A 20,881-nucleotide genomic window follows, 5' to 3' on the forward strand; every position below is an offset into this window, starting at 1 on the left:
GATGGTATTCATGGGCAAAACCCATGAAGGATGGGCTTTCGAGTTCGATCCTGTCTGGCCGGTAGCTGTGCGAGATGTCGGCGACCAGTGCACGGACATAGGCGCGCGCATCGGGATGCGACGGGCAGAGATTGTAGTAATTGGCATCGCCGAAGGCATTGCGGGTGACAGCCTGCGGATGCAGCATGCCGAGGCGGGTGTTGTGCAGGCAGACCGTCCAACACGAAACGCGATGCGGCCTTCCGCAATGCCGGATCAGATTGGTGTAGATGCCGCGCGCCGAAAGCGAGCTACGAAAGAAGCTGAACAGGATGTCCTTGCGCCGACAGCAGTTTAACTGCCTTGCGGTCGAAAGAGACGAATGTCTCCCCTCCCAGCCAGTCGCCGTCGAAGGCAATCACGCCGTCCGCGAAATCACCGCCGGCCTCAAGCACTGCAAGCCCTGCATCGACAGCTGGCCGGTTGACGACGACGTTTGCAGTGTTGGCCAGGGCTCGGATTGCCGCCACGATATCTTCGCGTGCGGTTTGATACTGTCGGCCCAAAACCCATGCGAACTCGCACAAGGCTTGGAGACTAACGGCCACGATGTCTGCCTGCGCCAGGAGGTCGATGGCCGCTTCCGCCTGTTGTTCGTCGTCGGCGACATAGGCACGCAGCAGAACGTTCGTGTCGGCCGTGACTTTCATTCCTTACTCGATCCAGCTGCAGCACCCGCTTCCGCAATTGCCTCATCAATCTCCTCAATGCTCAACACCCGGCCGTTCGTCTTGCCCTTGAGAAAACCGTGAAGCTCCCGGAATGATCCCTTTGGCCTCGCCGCCTTCAATTCCGCCCGACCGCCTGGAAGCAGATCAACTTCGATCTTCTCGCCCGGCCGGATGCCGAGATGCTGCATAACGTCCTTGCGAAACGTCACCTGTCCGCGTGCGGTAACAGTTAGCGTCGTCATTTTGGCAGCTCCAATTCATTCATGTGATTAGATAATGCAAATCTGCATTATCATCAATAGCAGAGATCATGGCCGCATATGGAAATTTGCTAATCTACCTCAAGGGATGTGAGCTGTTGGCAAGCAGGGTCTCTCCTGCCTCGGTCAAGGTATGCGCCGTGTCGTGCGGTGAAAAAGCGGAACTCCCAGACGACGCTCAAGCTTTTGAAGCGTTTAGCTGATGGCACCGGCGTCACCTCGAGATCGAGCGCAGCCTTTCGAATGCTCTGCCGCTTGGCTGTGGCGCGTCGATTCCCGCATGCGTTCCGCGTAGAGGACTCTTGGACTTTGAGTCATCAGCTTCACGAAGGCGCCTGGGCTCAGTCGCGTACTTTTTGGAATTGTACGCCAGATGCGCTTCGTCCAGCTGAGGTCGGAGGATCCTTGCTCCGGCATCGAGCACTGACGAGCGAACAGCGCGACTGGTTCATCCGTGCATTGTGCTTTTGCCCACCGAAGGGCGCTCGACGCAGGCATGCAACGTCAGTCCGACCTGGCGCCACATCGCGCAGGAACGGCAGCCCGACTTCGATGACATCGCGCGGATCTTCCGCCACCGGACGCCACACCGCCAGTCCGCCGGGCACATGCCGTCGACTTCTGCCGTGGTCGGCGTACGGCCCGAGGTCTTGCCGATCGTGCCATAGCTGACGCCGCCGAGCGCCGCGCTGCCGACCGCTTCGCAAACCCCGAAGGCCGGCTCGAGGAAAGCTAGCGCCTCATCCGGCGTCGAGCGCGCGCGGCAGGCCGAGCGATGGGATGAGCTCGATACCCTGGCGTTCGGCGAAGGCGCGTGTCGGCTTGGTGTCAATCTCCTCGGGTCGCAGCAGCGTGATCTCGAGCAGGCCGATGCCGAGTTCCTTCAACCGCTCCATCTGCGGCTCGATCAGGTCAAGGTCCCAGACCGGAGCAATCGCGAAAGTGTGCAATCCAAAAACATTCATCGGTCAGCCTCATTGTTCGTGCGCCGCGGCGGTACTGGTATCGCCGCCGCCGACGATGCGGCTGACGACTTCGTTCATATTGGTCCTGGCTGTGACGAGATCGGCATCGGCCCGCCCGTGGCAGCACCACGATGCGGTCGGTGACCGAAAGCACGTCGTTCAGCCGGTGCGAGATCATGATGACGGCGATGCCTTCGGACTTTAGCCGACGGATGAGATCGAGCACGCTCTGCACCTCGCGCACGGCGAGCGCCGCAGTCGGCTCGTCCATCACCAGCTTCGGATTGAGGTCAGCGCCCGGGCGATCGCCACCGTCTGCTGCTGGCCGCCCGAGAACGAGCCGACCGAGCGGTTGATCGACGGCAAATGCGCCCCTAACCGCTCAATCATCTCCATCTCGGCCTTGTCGACGAAGCCAGGAAACAGCCCGAACAGTTTTCTGGTCGGCTCGCGGCCCAGAAAGATGTTGGCCGCCACGTCCTGCTGCTTGGCCAGCGACAGATCCTGATAGATCATCTCGATGCCGAGTTCGCGCCGCTGGCCGGGATCGAGTGGTAGGATGTCCTTGCCGTCGAGTTCGATCGATCCGGTATCGGCGCGGTAGATGCCTGTGATGGTCTTCATCAGCGTCGATTTGCCGGCCCCATTGTCGCCACAACGCCGACCACCTCGCCCGCTCGACCGAGAGGTCGACGCCGTGCAGCACATCGACAGCGCCAAAACTCTTGCGATGCCCTGGAGGGTGAGAAGGGTCATAGCCGCCTGGGCATCGCTGTGTGTCCGCCGCTCCGCTAACACGGGAGCTGAGCGGCGGACACGCCGACGTCACCGCGATGCCACGCCATTTTGCAGAACTTGACGCACACAACTCCAACCCGAGAATTCTGCGCCGATAGAGGCGACGGCAGGCGCACGTGTTGTCTGACTGGGCTGCCGGGCCGGAAACCGCCATCACATGCCGGCGAATGTTGGCAGGCCGCACTGGCGGATCGCGAGCGAATGCACTATGTCTGATCTGACTAGGTGCGGGATTATGAGCAAGGGAATCAAGCGAGACTCTGGACAACGGAAGGAGCGAGCGAGTGACGCTCGTGTCGGCCGGTGGAAGCTGGAGGATGCCAAGGCGCGCTTCAGCGAGGTGGTGCGACACGCGCGCAGCGACGGACCGCAGCGCGTGAGCGTGCGCGGTCACGACGCGGTCGTCGTCGTCAGCGTGGAGGAATTCGATCGGCTCGCGCCGTCCCGGCCGAAACAGCCCTTCCTGGAGTTTATGGAGAGCCTCCATCTCGGCGATCTCGACCTTGCACGTGAAGAGGATCACGGCCGGGATGTCGATCTGTGAATGGTTGGCTCCTCGACACGAACCTCGTCGCCGCATTGATTAATCCCAACGGAGCGCGATCAGTGGGGCCGAGGGTCAACTGGAGGAGACCTTCTTCCTGAGCGTCCTGACACTAGGCGAGTACGACAAGGGCATCTAAAACCCTTGCCGACGATCACCCCGATCGCCCACGCTACATCGCCTCCCGCGATGCTTTGGCAGCCCGCTTCGGCGAGCGCACCCTCTCCGTCAGCGATGAAATAATTCGCCGGTGGGGCCGAATATCGGGAACGGTCAAGCGGGAAACGGGCCATGCGCCACAGGTAATCGATACACTCCTGGTCGCGACCGCAGTCGAGCACCACCTTTACCTGGTGACACGCAACGTGAAGGACACCAAGGGTTCCGGCGCGACGGTGTTCGATCCATGGAACGACGATCCGGCGCGATTTCCTTTGAGTGAGCGAAAGCGACCGGGCGGCTGATGCGAGGAGACCTCGTGCGGAACCGATAGCGCGAGGCCCGCCGTTCTGGCGGGGCCTCGCTGTTGGCGGTCAGTCAGTTGGGGCGGGACCAGATGAGCTGGAGGCCTTCTTCGCCTTCCACCTCGATCAGGGTGGCCTGACCGGGGCCTAACCAGCCAGCAAAGAGGCAACACAGGACGGCCTTCAGCATCATTCTGGTGAACGATGCTGGCCATTGGTCATTCAGCCGTATGCTTCGCGACTGCGTCCGCTATCCGGGTGGTTGCCCCGGCGATCTCTGTCGGCAATCCTGTCGTTTACAAGCATGCCAGTATCGTCCCCCAATGTGCGGCGCTGTTTGAGGATCTGGTTCGGCAGGCGGGTGCGCCCGAGGGGGCCGTCACCATCGTCTTCGCGCAGCCAATTGGGCTGACGCTTCAAGAGATCGGCGCCGAGCTGGCCTGCCAGCCGATCGCGTGCCGTCGCGTCGGGATTGGTCGCGCTTATCGGGCCAGTGGACCAAGCACATCGACCAGCGCATCGCCGAGTTGCAGCGCCTGAGGTCGGGGCTTACCGAGTGCATCGGTTGCGGCTGCCTGTCGATCGACCGGTGTAGCCTTGCGAACCCTGCCGATATGGCAGGACGCAAAGTTGGCGCTGCTCGTCCGTCGTGAAAGGCTCGAGCCGGACAACCACAGGTTTGATGCCGAAACAATCCCTCACATGCTCGGTGACGGAGGGGTCCCACTCACTCGAGCGACCGGCAAACACCACGGTATCACACTGCATGTCGCTCGCCTTGACGACAATTTCGTCGAGCGCCAGACGGTCGATGCGGGCAACCTCATCCATCGCGTCGATAACGAGGGGCGCCTTGGATGCAGCAACCTGGCGGCTGCGGAACACGCTGGCGCGCACAGGCGGGCTGCCGAGCAAAGAACCAAGCTTCCCGAGCAACTCAGTCTTTCCGCCACCGGGTTCGGCGAGAACGATGAAAACCGTGCCACGTGAAGAAGCTGATCTTCACTATAGGCTCGGTCCTCGACCAGAAGTTTTCTTGGAATATACATGTCATCCACGGACGAGACTTAGCAGAAGTCAGGGCAGCAGCGCCACTGCGGCGCACCATTCTCCGAAGGTTTTCAGGGGCTTTGTGGGATGGGCTGGCACGCGCCAAATATGCCGATATCAATCAGCGCGCTGCGCATGCAGCCTTCGCTTCGCGATGGCAATCGAGAAGGACCGTGACGAGAGTCTTGGGGTCGTCTGTTCGCTGATCTTCTGGTGAGGACGAGTGCGATGTCACCGAAGAGCCGGCTGACCGCGCGCCAGCGACTCCAACCAGGCCGTCGCGGCGCTTGGAACTGTTTTTGGAATGCGGCTGCGCCAGACCGAGGGATTGCTACCCTCGCTGCTGGGTCTCATGGGGCTGAATGTGCCTGTTCCCGATCATACGACGCTGAGCCGTCGGGCGCAGAAGTGGGAGCCATCCAGCCAGACGAAACCAGCCTCTGCCGGACGGCCCGCTGCACGTGAGATTGACCCGTTCACAGCCGACGGGGCCTATGATGGCAAGCCAACCTATCAGATGATCCTGCAGCATAGCAGCACCGCGAACGTCGTCATTCCACCTCGGTCGACGGCAGTGGAAAGCGGTGATACCGGACCGCCTGGTCAACGGGACAAGCACATCATCGCGATCGCAAGCGACGGTCGGCTGAGATGGCAGGCTGCTACCGGCTATGGTAAGCGGGCTCTGATCGAGACCGCCATCGGAAGGTACAAGGCACTGATCGGACGACGCTTGCGGGCTCGTTCGTTCGCCGCTCAGCAGACCGAGGTTGCCGTCGGTTGCAGCGTGCTCAACCGCATGCTGGCGTGTGCACGCCCGGAGTCTGTCCGGCATCAAGTCAGGCAGGTATAACCGGCAACATCAAAGACCGAAATGCGTTCGATTTCATATCCGCGCACCAACGCCGCGTCATTGCCTTCATCTCGCGGCAGATCCAATGCTCACGCAAGAAATCAGCCGTCGGCGGCCGCTCAAAATTTACCATTCTCATGAATAGTCCCAAATGTTTAACACTTACCGGTATCTTGGCGGCTATAGTCCGAGCCGCGCTGGTGGACTCGGAAATATCTCGGCATGTGCGGTTTTAGCGGTTATTTCGGCACTGTCCGGGATGGGAGGGCGCTCCTTGAAAGGATGACGGCTGCCATTGCGCATCGCGGCCCCGATGAGCAGGGGTTCTTCACCACAAAGGCGGCCGGCCTCGGCCATGCGCGGCTGTCCATCATCGACCTGGGGGACGGCCAGCAGCCCATGTCCGATGCGACGGGCGATCTGACGATCGCCTTCAACGGCGAGATCTTCAACTATGTGGAACTGCGCGAGCAGCTTCGCGCGAAAGGCCGCCATTTCCGGACAGCCAGCGACACCGAAGTGATCCTGCATCTCTATGACGAGATGGGGGAGGATTGCGTCTCCGCGCTCAATGGCGATTTCGCCTTTGCGCTCTGGGACGGCCGCCGCCGCCGCATGGTTCTGGCGCGCGACCGCATGGGGGTCCGGCCGCTCTTCTATACAAGGCAGGGCGAACGGCTTTACTTCGCCTCGGAGGTCAAGGCGCTCCTCCAGGCCCCGGGCGTCGCGGCCGAGATTGATTCGGTCGCACTCGACCAGATCTTCACGCTCTGGGCCCCGATCGCGCCGCGCACGGCCTTCCGCAATATCTACGAGCTCGAACCCGCAAGCCTGATGATCGTGCAAGAGGGCAGCGTCTCGACGCGGCCCTACTGGAGTCTGGAGTATCCCGACCGGGAAGCGCCGCCCCGGCACCGGGACGAGCGTGCCGCGGCCGAGGAACTGCGCGCCCTCCTGACGGAGGCGACCCGCATCCGCATGCGCGCCGATGTGCCAGTCGGCGCCTATCTCTCTGGCGGCCTCGATTCCTCCATCACATCGGCGCTGGCGGCGGGCATGGCGCCGGGTGGCCTCAGGACCTTCTCGGTCACCTTCGATAGCGCCGAACATGACGAGAGCCCCTTCCAGCTCGAGATGGCCCGTGCGCTCGGCACGCATCACAGCGCCGTCGCCTGCGGGGAAGGCGATATCGCCGCCGTCTTCCCTGACGTTATCCGCTTCACGGAGCGGCCGATCCTGCGCACTGCCCCTGCCCCGCTCTACAAGCTCTCGAGCCTCGTGCGCGAGGCCGGCTTGAAAGTGGTGCTGACGGGCGAAGGCGCCGACGAAGTCTTTGCCGGCTACGATATTTTCAAGGAGGCCAGGGTTCGGCGCTTTTGCAGCAGACAGCCCGGCTCCCGCATCCGGCCGCATCTGTTCCGCAAGCTCTACCCCTATCTTCCGGGCCTGAGGCAGCAATCGGCCGAGTACCTTTTCTCCTTCTTCGGGGCTAGCGGCGCGGCGCTCGACGATCCGCTGTTCTCCCATCGGCCGAGGTTCGACGGCACGGCGGCGACGAAGCTGTTCTACTCGGGCGATCTGCGTGCCACATTGTCCGGATATGACGCCGCCGAGGAGCTCGCCGCGCGGCTGCCCGAGGCGTTCGCCCGCTGGCATCCCTTGCATCAGGCGCAATATCTGGAAGCCCGCTTCCTTCTCCCCGGCTATATCCTGTCCAGCCAGGGCGACCGCATGGCGATGGCCCACGGAATCGAGGGCCGCTTTCCCTTCCTCGACCATCATCTGGTCGAGTTTGCCGCCGGCCTTCCTCCCGAGATGAAGCTGAAGGGGCTCGTGGAGAAGCATATTCTCCGGGAGGCGACCAAAGACCTGCTGCCGGCCGCCATCGGCCGGCGGACCAAGCAGCCCTATCGCGCACCGGACAGCCAGTCCTTCGTTGGGCCGGGCACGAGGGACTATGTCCAGTCGGCCCTGGGCGACGCCGCAGTCAGCGCCGGCGGGCTCTTCAATCCGAAGGCAGTGGCAAAACTACATGAGAAATGCAGCCGCCAGCCGGCCTCCGGCTTTCGCGACAACGCGGCCTTTGTCGGCATCCTGTCGACGCAGCTGTGGCTGACGACTTTCACCGGCACAGGCATTTGCAACGCAAAGGCCGCCTGACACCACCAAGGAAAGCGAACGACATGACCGATACGATCCGAGACGCAGTGAAGGCCTTTGTCATCGAGAACTTCCTGTTCGGCGACACCACCCACGCCCTCGCCGATACGGACTCGCTGATCGAGAACGGCATCATCGATTCGACCGGCGTTCTGGAACTGGTGGCCTTTATCGAGGACCATTGCGGAATCACAGTTGCGGATGCCGATATCGTGCCGGCCAACCTCGATTCACTGGCGCGCATCACGGCCTTCATCTCAGCGAAGACCGCATCGCTCGTCGCGGCGTGACGGCTGGCAGCGGAAGGCCCGAGCTCATGCGGGTCGAGCAATTCCTCATCACGAACGCGGCCGCGCATGGCGCGAAGACGGCGCTTGTCACCGACCGGAAGCGGTTGCGCTATGACGAGCTCGACGATCTGTCGAACCGGCTCGCGACCGCTCTCGTCGCGAATGGCGTGCAGCGCAGCGACCGCGTTCTCGTCTTCATGGACAATTGCTGGGAAGCCGCCGTCTCGATCTTCGCGGTTCTCAAGGCGGGCGCGACCTTCAGCCCGATCAACGCCTCCACCAAGGCCGACAAGCTCGCTTATGTCATCGACGATTGCGAGGCTGCGGCGATCCTGACCCAGGCCAAGCTGATGCCTGTCGTGATCCAGGCGCGTGCGCTGTCGGACCGGCCGCTCTTCGTCGCGTCGACGCAAGCGCCATCCAGCCATGCGCCGGATGGCGCTGCCTCCTTCGAGGATTGTCTCAAGGTCGCGCCCGTGCCCGTTCGCCATGGCGGGATCGACATCGACCTCGCCATGCTGATCTACACCTCGGGCTCCACCGGCCGCCCCAAGGGCGTGATGATGACGCATCGCAATATCGATGCCGCGGCCGAATCCATCACGACCTATCTGCGCAACACCCCTGACGACATCATCCTCAATGTCCTGCCCCTGGCTTTCGACTACGGCCTCTATCAGCTGCTGATGGCGATGAAGCTCGGCGCGACCCTCGTCCTCGAAAAATCCTTTGCCTTTCCGCAGGCCATTTTCGAGCGCATCCGCGCCGAGAAGGTCACCGGTTTCCCGCTGGTGCCTACGATGGCGGCGCTGATCCTGCAGATGCGCGATTTGGCGCCGGGTTTCCTGCCGAGCCTGCGCTATATCTCGAACACCGCCGCCGCCCTGCCGCCGGTGCATATCGCCCGGCTGCGCGAGCTGTTCCCCGGCGTGCGGCTCTATTCCATGTACGGTCTGACGGAGTGCAAGCGCTGCACCTACATGCCCCCGGAGGAACTGGACCGCCGGCCGGGTTCCGTCGGCATCGCTATTCCCAACACGGAAGCGATCGTCGTCGACGATGAGGGCAACCGCGTGCCACCGGGCGTGGCGGGCGAGTTGGTCATCCGCGGCCCGCATGTCATGCAGGGCTATTGGCGCAACGACGTGGCCACGGAGCAGATGCTGCGTCCCGGGCCGCATCCCTGGGAAAAGCGGCTCCACACCGGCGACCTGTTCCGGACGGACGAGGACGGCTTCCTCTATTTCGTTGGCCGCAAGGACGACATCATCAAGACGCGCGGCGAAAAGGTCGCCCCGAAGGAAGTCGAAACTGTGCTGCACGCCCATCCCGGCATCGTGGAAGCCGTGGTGACCGGCGTGCCGGATCCGGTGCTCGGCCACGCCATTGCCGCCCTCGTCGTTCTCTCGGACGAGACCCTGAGCGAACGGGACATCATTCGCTACTGCGCCGTTCATCTCGAGGATTTCATGGTGCCGAAGCTCATCGAGTTCCGCCACGAGTTGCCGAAGACCGATACCGGAAAGGTCAGCCGAAGGCTGGCGGCCGAAACGTTGGGGACTGCAGAATGAACCTCTCCCTCGCCCCGAGCCGTCCCGCCTTCTCGACCGACGCGCTGACGCTCGACAACGCTGCGGAAACCGACCGCATCGTCGCCGGGTTGCGCGAGCAGCTACGCGGCATGCGCAAGCGCGGGCTCGTGCTCGGCCTCTCTGGCGGCATCGATTCCAGCGTCTCGGTCGCGCTCGCCGCCCGCGCCGTCGGCGCGAAGAACGTCTTCTGCCTGTTCATGCCGGAAAGCGACTCCGATCCCGACAGCCTCCGCCTCGGCCGGCTGGGCGCCGAAACCTTCGGCGTCGAAGCGATCGTGGAGGATATCGGCCCGACGCTGCACGCGATGGGTTGTTATGAGCGGCGGGATGCCTTCATCCGCAAGCTGGTGCCGGAATACGGGCCGGGCTGGGCCTCAAAGATCGTCATCGCCAATTCGCTCGCCGGCGAGGGCTACAACATCTCCTCGCTGGTGGTGCAGGACCCCGAAGGCCGGCAGACGAAGCTGCGCATGTCGCCGGCGGTCTATCTCGGCATCGTCGCCGCCACCAACATGAAGCAGCGCACGCGCAAACAGATCGAGTACTATCACGCCGACCGGCTGAATTTCGCCGTGCTCGGCACGCCGAACCGGCTCGAATACGACCAAGGCTTCTTCGTGAAGAATGGCGACGGCGCGGCTGACGTCAAACCGATCGCCCATCTCTACAAGAGCCAGGTCTATGCGCTTGCCGCCCATCTCGGCATTCCCGAGGAAATCTGCCGCAGGGCGCCGACGACCGACACCTATTCCCTCGAGCAGACGCAGGAAGAGTTCTACTTCTCCCTGCCCTATGACCGCATGGATATTTGCCTCTTCGGCCTGAATAATGGCCTTTCAGCCGTGGAGGTCGGCGCCGCCGCGAAGCTGACTACGGTCGAGGTCGAACGCGTCTGGGCCGATATCGCCGCCAAGCGCCGGGCGACGCGCTATCTGCACCTTGGCCCGCAGCTCGTCCGCCCCGTCGAGGAAATCGCCTGCTGAGATCGGCGCGACCATCGGGATTATGTCGTCGCGCGCGCAATGACGGCCTATTCGAACCGCTCCCCGGCCAGGCGATTCCAGTGCTCGCCGGCCAGCCCGTTGAAGAAACCTTGCGAGCTCAGGAACGCGTTCACCAGCTCCTCGTCGCGCGAATGCACCACGGTCGAGGCCGGTTGAGTGAAGGCGACCCGCCGACCCAGCATCGCTGCCAACAGGGCGGGTTGCGTCCGGCCGCGCAGGCCGGCGGCGCCGCGCCGCGCTGCATCGCCAATCAAGCAGTCGACGACGGAACCAGCTTGCCCCGGCAGGGCCAGAACCTGCAGCACGCGCGCCATCCTGCCCGGGCGGGTGTGATAGAGGAAGGCGCCGACCAGCGCCCCGCTGGGGGAGGAGACGGACGCGAACACGGCCTCGCCATAGTCCGGCTTCTGGGAAGCCTCCGCGAGGATATGCGCAAGCTGCTCCGCGCTCCAGTCGGGGCGGAGCGGGAACTGCCGCGTCAACGGGTCCAAAAGTGCCGCAAAACCGGCATGATCGATTTCGGCAACCTTGAGGCCGCCCTTGCCATTCCAGAGTTCCGGGACCCCGGACCAGCGCATCTCGTTCTCCTGCATCCGTCCGCGAAGATAGCGATCGAGTCCGCGCGCGAGCGGGTCAAGCAAGCGCACGGCGCCGGCTCGCCGCGAGGCTAGATCGAGCAGGAAGGCCGAAGGCCGGATGACCCGGATCCAGTCCAGGCTGTATTGCGGCAGGGCGACCCCGCGCAGTTTCGTCCACATCTGCGTCGAGAGGGCATTTGCGGTTTCGCTGAAGGAGATGTCCTGCGGCCCGGCCAGGAATGTCCTGAGCAGCCTTGCGCCGGCCATCGGGTCGTTCGCCCGCGGTTCGACCATGAGCGAACCACAGATGGCGGCGCGCAGCTTGCGCTGGCCATGCCTCATCGGCAGCACATTCACGCCGACAAAGCCTGAAATGTCGCCTTCGCTCGCAATATGGACGAGAGACGCGATCTCCGGATCGCGGACCGGGCCTTCGAGATAGTGCCAGCGCAGATAAGTCTCGAGCGCCGGAGGCGGCGGCTTTCCACCGTCCCGGAAGGTTCTTTGAAAGAGCCCGGCGACGGCCGGAATATCCGCAGCCTGCAGGGGGCGAATCTGGCTCATGCCAAACTCGCGGAGGATGAGATCGCGGGCGCACCGTTCTCCAGCTTGCGGAGGAGTGCGACACGCGGCATTCCGACCTCATCCTTGGCGAATGTCACGGGTTCATAGGCCTTGGCTCTGGCTATCAGGGCAGCCGCCTGGCGGTCCTGCCCCTGCCCGAACTCGAACAGCAGCCAGCCACTAGGCTTGAGGAAATCGATTGCGTCCCGGATCAGCCGCTGTTGGATCGAGATGCCGTAAGGCCCCCCGTCGAAGGCCTCACGCGGCTCGCACTCAAGCAGATGCGCGCTCTCGCCTTCGAGGCGCGCAGTCGAGATATAGGGCGGATTGCAGACAATCATGTCCGCCGCGCCGATAAGCCCATCGCCCTCCAGCGCACCGAACAGATCCCCTTTCCGGATGGTGACCCGGTCCTGAAGGGCCAAGCGTTCGGCATTGCTACGGGCGAGCGCGACCGTGCTGTCAGTCACGTCCACCCCCCAGACGCGGGCCGACGGAACTTCCGCCGCGATCGCCAGAGCAAGGTTGCCGGAGCCGCAGCACATGTCGATCACCATCGGGCCGGGCGCGCGATCGCGAAGAATCGCGAGCGCGCTCTGTCCGAGCAACTCTGTTTCCTGACGCGGCACGAGAACGCCCGGAGCCAGTTCGAGCATCACGCTCATGAAACGATGCAGGCGGGGCTTAGAACGGCCGGCTAGGGCTGCTGCTCTGTGCGGCACGGCGGTTCCTTACGTCATCCAACGGTATTGCATACACAATGACCTATCGCGCTCCGGTAAACGGCTGCTAAAGATATCGCCGCCGATACTCCGCAGCGCGCCAACTCGGCCATATAGATGCGGCGTTGGTGCGCGGATATGAAATCGAACGCATTTCGGTCTTTGATGTTGCCGGTTATACCTGCCGGACTTGATGCGGGACAGTGGGCAATGATCTCGCCATTATTGGCATCCACTGCCAGATGGAGCTTGCGCCAGTGACGGCGTGATCTGGCACCAAGTTTCTCCTCCAGCCATTGTCCGGTGCCGTATATTTTCAATCCCGTGCTGTCGACCAGCACGTGCAGCGGGCCGTCCGGCCGAGGCTGGTTTCGTCTGGCGGATGGCTCCCACTTCTGCGCCCGACGGCTCAGCGTCGTATGATCGGGAACAGGCACATTCAGCCCCATGAGACCCAGCAGCGAGGGTAGCAATCCCTCGGTCTGGCGCAGCCGCATTCCAAAAACAGTTCCAAGCATCAGGGCCGTCTCGATGGCAAGATCGGAATACCGGGCTTGGCCTCCCCGGGTCTTGCGTCGGGGAGCGTGCCACCCGGCCAGGGCTTCCGGCGTGACCCATAATGTCAGGCTGCCACGCAGGCGGAGACCTGCCTCCTAATCCGGCCAGTTCGTCACCCTGAATTTCATCTTCCCGATGCGGTGACGGCACGCAGAATTGCGTTTGTAGGGCATGGCACGGATCAAGCTGATTTCGATCCTGTTTGCCTATCCCAGAACCCTTGACAAGGTATCCACGCACCAACGCTGCGCGCTACGCTCTCCTGGTTTCGGTACGAGCTCCTGGAGCCAACGTTGATATCTACACGGCGATCGCCAATCAGTTGGCAATCCCGATCCCTGCATCATAACCGGCGGACCGTCGCCGCCATCATCTACAAAACCATCCAGCGATAAGGGTGCGCCGTGGTCAGGCGCGGCAAAGGTAGAGGGGGTGCGGCTATTATCTGCGCGCGGTGCCCAACCGTTGGCGCGAGCCGTGTCCTTCCGCCTTCTAAAACTGGATCGAGACAGACCTGAAGGCGAGCCTATCGGAGAGAGAATGGCCTTGACTTCCTTACAGGGCCACCCCGTCGTGCTTGAGTGTCCTCTTTCGTAGGACCAAGGACACTCATGAAAAACCAGGACTTTGTCGAAGCGGGCGCCGGCGTGCTTCGCAGTCGAGCTTAAGCCGCGAGTATCTGCAAGCGCCAGCGACTGTTGCGTGGGCGGCGGGCAGTCATTCGTCGACCTCGACCCCGCCGTATTCTGCGCTACCGGCAAAGTCGGGCATGATATCCCCCGCCAACAGCTTCTCTTTGCTCAACAGCCCGGCATCCTCGAGTGCCTCGAAATCCGGCAGGTCGCGCAGCGTGTCGAGACCGAACTCGAGCAGGAATTCTTTGGTCGTGACGTAGGTGTAGGGCGCGCCGGGCGTCGGGCTGCGCGGACCGGACGCGATCAGCTTTGCGCCGCGCAGATGACCGATGAGATCGCGGCTGATCTCCTTGCCAAAGAAGGAAGAAAGCTCGGCGCGGGTGATCGGCTGGAAGTAGGCGACGCACATCAGCACCAGCACTTCAGATTGTGTCAGATCCACGGCTCGGTCGTTGCCGCCGACCGCGGCACGGATGGCGTCGGCATAGGCCGGCCGCGTCAGATGCTTCCAGCCGCCGGCGACGGGGACCAGGTCGTAGGGCCGGCCGCGCAGTTCTTCGCGGATGTCATCGATCAAAAGGTCGATGCTGCAGTTTTTGCCGACGATCCGCGCCAGAGTCTCGCGGCCGACCGGCTCGCTGGCAGCAAAGATTGTGGCCTCGACGCGATGCATCCATTCGCGCCAGCGCGCCTCCGGCGGCAGGTGGTCCAGCTCCCGGTCGAACAGCTGGTCAGCTGATTGACGATCATCTGACCGGCTTCCCCCTCGCCTGCGCACTGCCTGGGCCATGGTCTCAGAGTCCGTAAATGCGGAAGGTCGATCGACCTGACAATTCGCGCACGGCGCCGAGCTCGACCAGCCGGTCGAACAGCCGGCGCAGGCCGCGATCGCTCATGCCGATGTTTTTGTCACGGCGGGATGCCATGATGGCGTCCTGCGACAGCAGTCTGTCGACGATGGTGTCTGCCCCTTTCGCACGCAGCTTTGGCGCGACAGCGAGCAGTTTTCCGCGCGGCGCCCGAGCTCGGCGGAAAGATCATTCGCGCGCAGCGCGGCGCGCGCCTGCGCGGCCAGCAGGCTTTTGGCCCGATCGGCATCCGTTTCGGCACCCGGAGCCAGAGCAGCAGTCACTGGTCGACGCGGCCGGCCCGTACCCACGGCCAAGGCCGCCTCCCCGCCCAGCAAAGGGATTGCATGCGTCCAGCCTAGCCGCTGCGCGAGCAAGGCATCGGCAAGCCAGGCTCCGAGAACGCGCCCGAAACCGTGTCGTTCGGCGGCCGCGACTGCGCCAGTCAGCATTCCGACCAACCCGGCGCTGGTGCCGAGTTGGCGAAGTTCGTCCGCCAGATCGCCGAGCCCCTCATCGTCGGGGGCGTAGCCGAACTCCTCCAACACCGCGGCGAGGTTCTTCTCCGTCAGCAATTCTTCCGTGGGCCGAACCGCCAGCCGGCGCCAGGCAAGCAGCAAAAGACCGGCGGGACCGACGGACAAAAAATCGCCCGGCCGTGTGAGCAGCACGGCGTCGCGCAATGCGCCTTCATCCTCGACGCGCCCCGCCTGGCGTGCCGTTGCCGCGGCCGCCGCAAGCGCCAGCCGCTGCCGCCAGGCGCCGGCTCACCGCTCCTGCCGGCGGACCACCGCATCGAGCGCGCCGATGGCGGCGCCGGCAACGAGCGCCACGTCAACATCTTTTCCCGCAAGGCTTTGTGCATCCGGGATGGCCCGGCGTAGCCAAGCCGGCACCGTTGCCATCGGTGCGGTCGAAGGGGCACTGGCAAGCGTGGCGTGGTGGCGCGGAGAGGGTTTGGGACGCAGAATCATCGCAAGCACGATGAATCATGGCGGCGCTTTTGGCAATCGTTTTGAGCAAAAACCGCCGCGCCTGTCGCCCAGTTAATACGAATGATAACGCTGCATTATCGTTCGTAATCGACATAGGACCAAGTCTTTGGTAGAAACCGGCGAAAAGGTAGAGTTTGGAGCCTCTCGTGTCCCTCAGTATCAAAAATCCGGCCACAGTTGCCCTCGCCGACGAGCTCGCGCGCCGTCAAGGTGTCACCAAGACCGCGGCCATTCATCAGGCGCTGAGCGAGCGTCTTCATCGCCTGGGCTTTGGCGACAAGGCTCAGGAGCGGATGCGGGTAGAATTGCGCGGCATTCGCGAAAGAGTGGCCCGGTTGCCGGAATTGGACGGTCGCAGCGATGAGGAGATCATCGGTTTTGACGAGCATGGAATTCCGAACTGATGGTGATCGATACCTCAGCGCTTGTGGCCATGCTTCGCAGTGAGCCGGAGGCTTCACGGCTTGAAAGCGCGCTGGTCGCCGATCCGGTCCGCCTGATCCCGGCAACCTGCGTGCTCGAGGCGCGGATGGTCCTGGTCAGCAGGCGCGGAGAGCACGCGTTGGCCGAGGTCGATCGCAAAATCGAGGCTGACGTCATCCCTGTCGACTCCGAATTGGTCGATCTGGCGACCCAGGCGTGGCTTACCTATGGCAAGGGCCGTCGTCCCGCGGCCCGGAATTTTGCCGATTGTCTATCGTACGCTCTAGCAAGGCGTTCAGACGAACCGCTGCTGTTCTCGGCAACGACTTTTCCCAGACAGACGTGGAGGCTGCATGAGGATGGCTGAGCACGGTCAACGATCACCTGCTGTTGCAGCTGGAGAGAATGATCTTCCCGATATCATAGATGTGGTCATGGAGATGAGGGGCGCATCAGACGAGCCGCAAATGGCCCCTGCCCCATCGTCGGCGTCTGGTCTTCCGGCGCACCTGGAAAAACTGGCCGACCACGCGCGAAAATATGTCGAGGCGGCAAGCTCCGCCAACACGCGGCGCGCATACGCCGCCGACTGGAAGCATTTTTGCGCTTGGGCACGCCGACAAGGTCTGCAGGCGTTCCCGCCTGATCCACAGACCGTCGGCCTCTACATCACCGCCTGCGCGTCCGGCAAGGTGACAGGAGACAGGAAGCCTAACTCCGTCTCGACCATCGAGCGCCGTCTTTCTTCGCTGACCTGGAACTATACGCAGCGTGGCCAGCCGCTCGACAGGAAAGACCGCCACATTGCCACCGTGCTGGCCGGCATCCGCAACACCCACGCCTCCCCTCCCCTTCAGAAAGAAGCCATTCTGCCTGAAGACCTGATCGCCATGCTGGAGACGCTTGACCGTGGCACTTTGCGCGGGTTGCGCGATCGCGCCATGCTCTTGCTTGGGTTTGCCGGCGGCCTGCGCCGCTCCGAGATCGTCGGGCTCGATGTTGCCAAGGATCAGACGGAGGATGGCCGCGGCTGGGCCGAGATTTTCGACAAAGGTGCTTTGGTGACATTGCGCGGCAAGACCGGCTGGCGCGAGGTCGAGATCGGTCGTGGCTCCTCGGACGCCACCTGCCCGGTCGTCGCCCTGCAGACCTGGCTGAAATTGGCAGGGATTGGATACGGACCGCTATTTCGACGCGTCACCGGCCAAGGCAAGGCTGTCGGAACCCAGCGATTGAACGATCAGGAGGTGGCGCGGCTGGTCAAGCGCGCGACGCTCGCTGCCGGCGTGCGTGGTGATCTTTCCGAGGGCGAGCGCGGTCAAAAGTTTTCCGGCCATTCGCTGCGCGCTGGCCTCGCCTCCTCGGCCGAGGTCGACGAGCGCTATGTGCAGAAGCAACTCGGCCACACTAGCGCAGAGATGATCCGCAGGTATCAGCGGAGGCGCGACAGGTTTCGGATCAACCTCACCAAGGCAAGCGGGCTATAAACGCCCCTATAGAGGGAGCCCGCACTACCAAGGGCCAATAACCTCCGTTTTGCGCGATCGCCTTGCTGCTACAATATGTCGATAGATTACGGTTCTATCGACATGATTTGGCAATATGTCGATGCCAAGGACATATCAACCCCGACATGTCGATCGAACAAGGAACCATCGACATGACGTTTCAGGCCGACCGACCTTACAATGGCCTACCTTCCCTGCCCCCAAAGGAGGATGTTGAAACGAAGCCCGTGCTCAAGGCCTGCATAGCGGCGCGCGCGGCCTTGGCAGAGCTCAGGGTCAGCTTATCCCGAACCAAGCAGTCCTCATCAACTCTATCCCGCTCCTAGAAGCCCAGGCAAGTTCCGAAATAGAGAACATCGTCACGACGACGGACCGCTTGTATCGCTTCGCCAATGAAGCCGGAAATCTCGCTGATGCTGCCACGAAGGAGGCGCTGCGCTACCGCACCGCGCTCAATCAGGGCTTCCGAACTCTGCAAGAGCGCCCTGTGACGACGTCAACGGCGGTCGCGGTGTGCCGCACGATCAAGGGCGTCGAACTCGACATTCGGTCGACGCCCGGCAGGGCCCTGGTCAACCAGGCGACGGGTGCGGTTGTCTACACCCCGCCCGAGGGACAGAACCTCCTGCGCGACAAGCTGGCGAACTGGGAGCGCTACATCCATGAGGCCGAGGACATCGATCCGTTGATCCGCCTCGCCGTGATGCACTACCAATTCGAGGCCATCCATCCATTTGGCGACGGCACTGGCAGAACCGGCCGCGTGCTGAAGCTGCTCTATCTGGTTGACAAGGGCCTCCTGGACATCCCGGTGCTCTATCTAAGCCGCTATATCATCCGAAACAAAGGAGCCTACTACGATCGCCTTCTCGCCGTGACGACGGAGGGCGCGTGGGAAAGTTGGATCCTCTACATGCTCGCCGCGGTAACGGAGACGGCTGGCTGGTCAACTGCCCGTATACTCGCGATCCGCGACCTGCTCGACGAGACCGCCGAGCGCTTGCGGCGAGACCTCCCGAAGATCTACTCCCGAGAGCTTGCCGAGATAATCTTCGTCAATCCGTACTGCCGGATCGGCGATCACGAGAACCTCTATATCAATCCGGCCTTGCTGGCGCTTCTCACCGAGCGCCAGCCGGCGCAAGGCGGCCAGTGAAGCCCTCACCTTCCTACCGGCACTAAACCGCCCGTCTGTGGCGCGATCAAACCGAAGACGGTCGCGGCTGGATTGAATTTTTCCCGCTGCATCGCGCATGATCCCCTTTTCCGCCGCGCCACCGGGCAGGGCAAAGCGGTGGGCACCGAGCGGCTCAACGATCAGGAGGTGGCGCGGCTGGTCAAACGCGCAGCCTTGGCGGCCGGCGTGCGCGGTGATTTTTCCGAGGGCGAGCGCGGCCAGAGTTTTCTGGCCATTCGCTGCGCGCAGGCGTCGCTTCCTGAACGCTATAGGCAGAGGCAGCTTGGTCACGCCTGGGCCGAGACACCGTTTTCGGGTCAACCTCACCAAGGCGTCGGGATTGGAGAGCGACGAAGCCCACCTCTCCTGAAATCTGGCATACCTCTCCCGAATTCGGACGTTGCGGGCGTCGACGCTGACCAATTTCGTCAGTCCGTCCTTGCAAATCAGGAATTGCACTCCATAATTGCTAGGATGATAAAGCGCCGGATCGAAACGCAACTCGCCGAATTGATAGACACTACCCCTGCGGTGGCACTGATTGGGCCGCGCCAAGTCGGCAAGACTACGCTCGCGCTCGAAATAGCCGAGACACGGCCGTCGATCTATCTCGATCTCGAGTCCGATGCGGACAGAGCTAAGCTCGCGGAGCCGGAACTCTACCTTGCCGAACATGAGGGCGAGTTGGTGATCCTCGATGAGGTCCATCGGCTTCCAAACCTGTTCCAGAATCTTCGTGGCTTGATCGACCGCGGTCGCCGCAGCGGCAAGAAGACCGGGCGCTTTCTGCTGCTGGGGTCCGCTTCCATCGATCTCCTCAGGCAGACCGGCGAGACGCTCGCCGGCCGCATCGCCTATCTTGAAATGCATCCGATTGACGGACTGGAGGTGCCGGCCGAACAGTTGAACCCCCTGTGGGTGCGCGGCGGCTTTCCCGACAGCTTTCTGGCTACGAGCGACCGCGCCAGTCAGCGGTGGCGGCAGGACTTTATCCGCACCTATCTTGAGCGCGATATCCCGCTGCTCGGGCCTCGCATTCCGGCCGAAACGCTGCGCCGCTTCTGGACCATGCTGGCACATCATCAATCAGGGCTCCTCAACGCGGCCGAATTTGCCCGCGCCCTCGGTGTCGACGGCAAGACTATCGCTTCCTATCTGGACCTGTTGGTTGACCTGTTGCTGGTGCGCAGGCTTGAGCCGTGGCATGCAAATGTCGGGAAACGTCTAGTCAAGTCGCCGCGGGTTTACGTGCGCGACAGCGGCATTGCTCATACGCTGCTTGGACTGACAACCCTTGAGGACGTTCTCGCTCATCCCGTTGCCGGCGCCAGCTGGGAAGGGTTTGTCATTGAGACACTGATTGCGGCCGCCCCATCCGGCACGGACGCCAACTTCTATCGCACATCCGCCGGCGCCGAAATCGACCTGCTAATGACACCTCAAGGCAGCCAGCCCTGGGCGATCGAAATCAAGCGCAGCCTGACGCCAAAAGTGGAGAAGGGCTTTCATCTGGCGTGCGAGGACGTAGATCCAATCCGTCGCCTCGTTGTCTATCCGGGAGCAGAGCGCTTTCCGTTGAAACACGACGTCGAGGCAGTACCGCTTCATATCCTTGCGAAAATGCTGGTCGAACTTGGCTGATAGGCTCGTCGGCCCTCCCCTTACGACCCGCCCCATCCGGCACTCACTCTGCAGCTGACCCAGGTCTTGTTAAAGCGTTAGTCGCGGCCTGGCCTGCGCCTCAGTGCGATGAGCATTAGTCCGTCAGGCTTGTCGTGTCCCATGACCTCGATCGCTCCTGATCTCGATCGCTTCCTGCCATGCACTTTGCTTGTGTCGATAAAACGGCTGGACGAGAGCCGCAGCATTCGTCGGGCTGGTCAATCGCCGAACAGGTGCAGGATAAGGCGATCCCCGAGTCCAAGATGCTACTACTCATCGTGGCCGACCAGTTTTGGATCGACTACAACGCGCATGTCCTTGAAACGTGTCTTCACTCACATCGCCCGGCCTTGCTGAGGTCTATTGCTAGGCGATGCCCCAGCACGTGGCCCCGGCCGCGGCATAGGCCGCGCGTCATGCCGAACTGCGCCGATCGGAGTCAAGGGTTCTCGCGCCTCGTCGCGATCGTGCTGGTCGGCCATCGCTTTAAAACTCGCTCCCCAATTCACCCATGACCAGTT

General features: G+C 62.7%; 20 protein-coding genes and 7 pseudogenes. 15 read left to right on the forward strand and 12 right to left on the reverse strand.

Annotated features, from left to right (window positions below; translation table 11 throughout):
* The 6 genes and pseudogenes from NKG99_RS30760 to NKG99_RS30785 all read right to left on the reverse strand — a co-directional run.
* Positions 1 to 232, reverse strand: a pseudogene (locus NKG99_RS30760) (hypothetical protein); the annotation flags it as partial.
* 58 nt (positions 233 to 290) lie between these two features.
* Positions 291 to 689, reverse strand: coding sequence for a type II toxin-antitoxin system VapC family toxin (locus NKG99_RS30765; RefSeq protein ID WP_352872983.1), 399 nt, complete (start codon positions 687 to 689; stop codon positions 291 to 293).
* Positions 686 to 952, reverse strand: coding sequence for an AbrB/MazE/SpoVT family DNA-binding domain-containing protein (locus tag NKG99_RS30770; protein WP_352872985.1), 267 nt, complete (start codon positions 950 to 952; stop codon positions 686 to 688). Before NKG99_RS30770 ends, NKG99_RS30765 begins: the two co-directional genes overlap by 4 nt.
* Positions 953 to 1,096: 144 nt before the next feature.
* The gene (locus NKG99_RS30775; RefSeq protein WP_352873039.1) at positions 1,097 to 1,141 is read right to left on the reverse strand and encodes a hypothetical protein; all 45 of its coding nucleotides are present in this window, start codon (positions 1,139 to 1,141) and stop codon (positions 1,097 to 1,099) included.
* A 569-nt stretch (positions 1,142 to 1,710) separates the two neighbouring features.
* Positions 1,711 to 1,935, reverse strand: coding sequence for a hypothetical protein (locus NKG99_RS30780; protein ID WP_352872987.1), 225 nt, complete (start codon positions 1,933 to 1,935; stop codon positions 1,711 to 1,713).
* A gap of 270 nt (positions 1,936 to 2,205) precedes the next feature.
* Entirely contained in the window at positions 2,206 to 2,559 is a 354-nt protein-coding gene (locus tag NKG99_RS30785) for an ATP-binding cassette domain-containing protein (RefSeq protein ID WP_352872989.1), read from the reverse strand.
* Positions 2,560 to 2,968: 409 nt separating this feature from the next.
* On the opposite strand from NKG99_RS30785, the gene NKG99_RS30790 reads away from it, so the two are divergent.
* The gene (locus NKG99_RS30790; RefSeq protein ID WP_352872991.1) at positions 2,969 to 3,277 is read left to right on the forward strand and encodes a type II toxin-antitoxin system Phd/YefM family antitoxin; all 309 of its coding nucleotides are present in this window, start codon (positions 2,969 to 2,971) and stop codon (positions 3,275 to 3,277) included.
* A pseudogene (locus tag NKG99_RS30795) lies at positions 3,274 to 3,741 on the forward strand (PIN domain-containing protein). The gene NKG99_RS30790 and the pseudogene NKG99_RS30795 overlap by 4 nt, the downstream one beginning before the upstream one ends.
* A 73-nt stretch (positions 3,742 to 3,814) precedes the next feature.
* Here NKG99_RS30795 and NKG99_RS36055 read toward each other — a convergent pair.
* A pseudogene (locus NKG99_RS36055) lies at positions 3,815 to 3,886 on the reverse strand (DUF736 domain-containing protein); the annotation flags it as partial.
* A 59-nt stretch (positions 3,887 to 3,945) separates the two neighbouring features.
* Between NKG99_RS36055 and NKG99_RS30800 the strand changes: the two are divergent.
* From NKG99_RS30800 to nadE, 8 genes and pseudogenes are all read left to right on the forward strand, one after another.
* Positions 3,946 to 4,281, forward strand: a complete 336-nt coding sequence (locus tag NKG99_RS30800; RefSeq protein ID WP_352872993.1) for an aldehyde dehydrogenase family protein — start codon at positions 3,946 to 3,948, stop codon at positions 4,279 to 4,281.
* Positions 4,197 to 4,394, forward strand: coding sequence for a MerR family DNA-binding protein (locus tag NKG99_RS30805; protein WP_352872995.1), 198 nt, complete (start codon positions 4,197 to 4,199; stop codon positions 4,392 to 4,394). The genes NKG99_RS30800 and NKG99_RS30805 overlap by 85 nt, the downstream gene beginning before the upstream one ends.
* Positions 4,372 to 4,731 carry a hypothetical protein gene (locus NKG99_RS30810; RefSeq protein WP_352872997.1) on the forward strand — a complete coding sequence of 120 codons (360 nt, stop codon included), beginning with the start codon at positions 4,372 to 4,374 and terminating at the stop codon, positions 4,729 to 4,731. Before NKG99_RS30805 ends, NKG99_RS30810 begins: the two co-directional genes overlap by 23 nt.
* A 346-nt stretch (positions 4,732 to 5,077) precedes the next feature.
* Positions 5,078 to 5,644, forward strand: a pseudogene (locus NKG99_RS30815) (transposase); the annotation flags it as partial.
* 222 nt (positions 5,645 to 5,866) lie between these two features.
* Positions 5,867 to 7,804 carry an asparagine synthase (glutamine-hydrolyzing) gene (gene asnB / locus NKG99_RS30820; RefSeq protein ID WP_352872999.1) on the forward strand — a complete coding sequence of 646 codons (1,938 nt, stop codon included), beginning with the start codon at positions 5,867 to 5,869 and terminating at the stop codon, positions 7,802 to 7,804.
* A 23-nt stretch (positions 7,805 to 7,827) separates the two neighbouring features.
* Positions 7,828 to 8,094, forward strand: coding sequence for an acyl carrier protein (locus NKG99_RS30825; protein ID WP_352873001.1), 267 nt, complete (start codon positions 7,828 to 7,830; stop codon positions 8,092 to 8,094).
* A gap of 26 nt (positions 8,095 to 8,120) precedes the next feature.
* A complete protein-coding gene (locus tag NKG99_RS30830) occupies positions 8,121 to 9,665 on the forward strand; it encodes a class I adenylate-forming enzyme family protein (RefSeq protein WP_352873003.1) in 1,545 nt (514 codons plus the stop codon).
* On the forward strand, positions 9,662 to 10,669 hold the full coding sequence (gene nadE / locus NKG99_RS30835) for an NAD(+) synthase (RefSeq protein ID WP_352873005.1): 1,008 nt from the start codon (positions 9,662 to 9,664) through the stop codon (positions 10,667 to 10,669). Before NKG99_RS30830 ends, nadE begins: the two co-directional genes overlap by 4 nt.
* 47 nt (positions 10,670 to 10,716) lie before the next feature.
* Here nadE and NKG99_RS30840 read toward each other — a convergent pair whose 3' ends face one another.
* From NKG99_RS30840 to NKG99_RS30860, 5 genes and pseudogenes are all read right to left on the reverse strand, one after another.
* Positions 10,717 to 11,832, reverse strand: a complete 1,116-nt coding sequence (locus NKG99_RS30840; RefSeq protein ID WP_352873006.1) for a hypothetical protein — start codon at positions 11,830 to 11,832, stop codon at positions 10,717 to 10,719.
* Positions 11,829 to 12,497 carry a N5-glutamine methyltransferase family protein gene (locus tag NKG99_RS30845; protein WP_352873007.1) on the reverse strand — a complete coding sequence of 223 codons (669 nt, stop codon included), beginning with the start codon at positions 12,495 to 12,497 and terminating at the stop codon, positions 11,829 to 11,831. The genes NKG99_RS30840 and NKG99_RS30845 overlap by 4 nt, the downstream gene beginning before the upstream one ends.
* 218 nt (positions 12,498 to 12,715) lie before the next feature.
* Positions 12,716 to 13,192, reverse strand: a pseudogene (locus tag NKG99_RS30850) (IS5 family transposase); the annotation flags it as partial.
* 637 nt (positions 13,193 to 13,829) lie between these two features.
* Entirely contained in the window at positions 13,830 to 14,537 is a 708-nt protein-coding gene (scpB, locus tag NKG99_RS30855; protein WP_352873009.1) for an SMC-Scp complex subunit ScpB, read from the reverse strand.
* 4 nt (positions 14,538 to 14,541) lie between these two features.
* Positions 14,542 to 15,569 (reverse strand): annotated as a pseudogene (locus NKG99_RS30860) (DUF1403 family protein).
* A 167-nt stretch (positions 15,570 to 15,736) separates the two neighbouring features.
* Between NKG99_RS30860 and NKG99_RS30865 the strand changes: the two are divergent.
* The 5 genes and pseudogenes from NKG99_RS30865 (at position 15,737) to NKG99_RS30890 (ending at position 20,339) form a co-directional block, all read left to right on the forward strand.
* Positions 15,737 to 15,994, forward strand: coding sequence for a type II toxin-antitoxin system VapB family antitoxin (locus NKG99_RS30865; RefSeq protein ID WP_352873010.1), 258 nt, complete (start codon positions 15,737 to 15,739; stop codon positions 15,992 to 15,994).
* A pseudogene (locus tag NKG99_RS30870) lies at positions 15,994 to 16,370 on the forward strand (type II toxin-antitoxin system VapC family toxin). Before NKG99_RS30865 ends, NKG99_RS30870 begins: the two are co-directional and overlap by 1 nt.
* Positions 16,371 to 16,372: 2 nt before the next feature.
* On the forward strand, positions 16,373 to 17,500 hold the full coding sequence (locus tag NKG99_RS30875) for a site-specific integrase (RefSeq protein WP_502911068.1): 1,128 nt from the start codon (positions 16,373 to 16,375) through the stop codon (positions 17,498 to 17,500).
* Between the two features lie 334 nt (positions 17,501 to 17,834).
* Positions 17,835 to 18,677 carry a Fic family protein gene (locus NKG99_RS30880; RefSeq protein WP_352873041.1) on the forward strand — a complete coding sequence of 281 codons (843 nt, stop codon included), beginning with the start codon at positions 17,835 to 17,837 and terminating at the stop codon, positions 18,675 to 18,677.
* A gap of 72 nt (positions 18,678 to 18,749) precedes the next feature.
* Positions 18,750 to 20,339 (forward strand): DUF8612 domain-containing protein, encoded by a 1,590-nt coding sequence (locus tag NKG99_RS30890; protein ID WP_502911069.1) that lies wholly within the window; start codon positions 18,750 to 18,752, stop codon positions 20,337 to 20,339.
* Positions 20,340 to 20,881: the final 542 nt, after the last annotated feature.

The organism is Mesorhizobium sp. M1409, assembly GCF_040317535.1.
Taxonomy (GTDB): domain Bacteria; phylum Pseudomonadota; class Alphaproteobacteria; order Rhizobiales; family Rhizobiaceae; genus Mesorhizobium.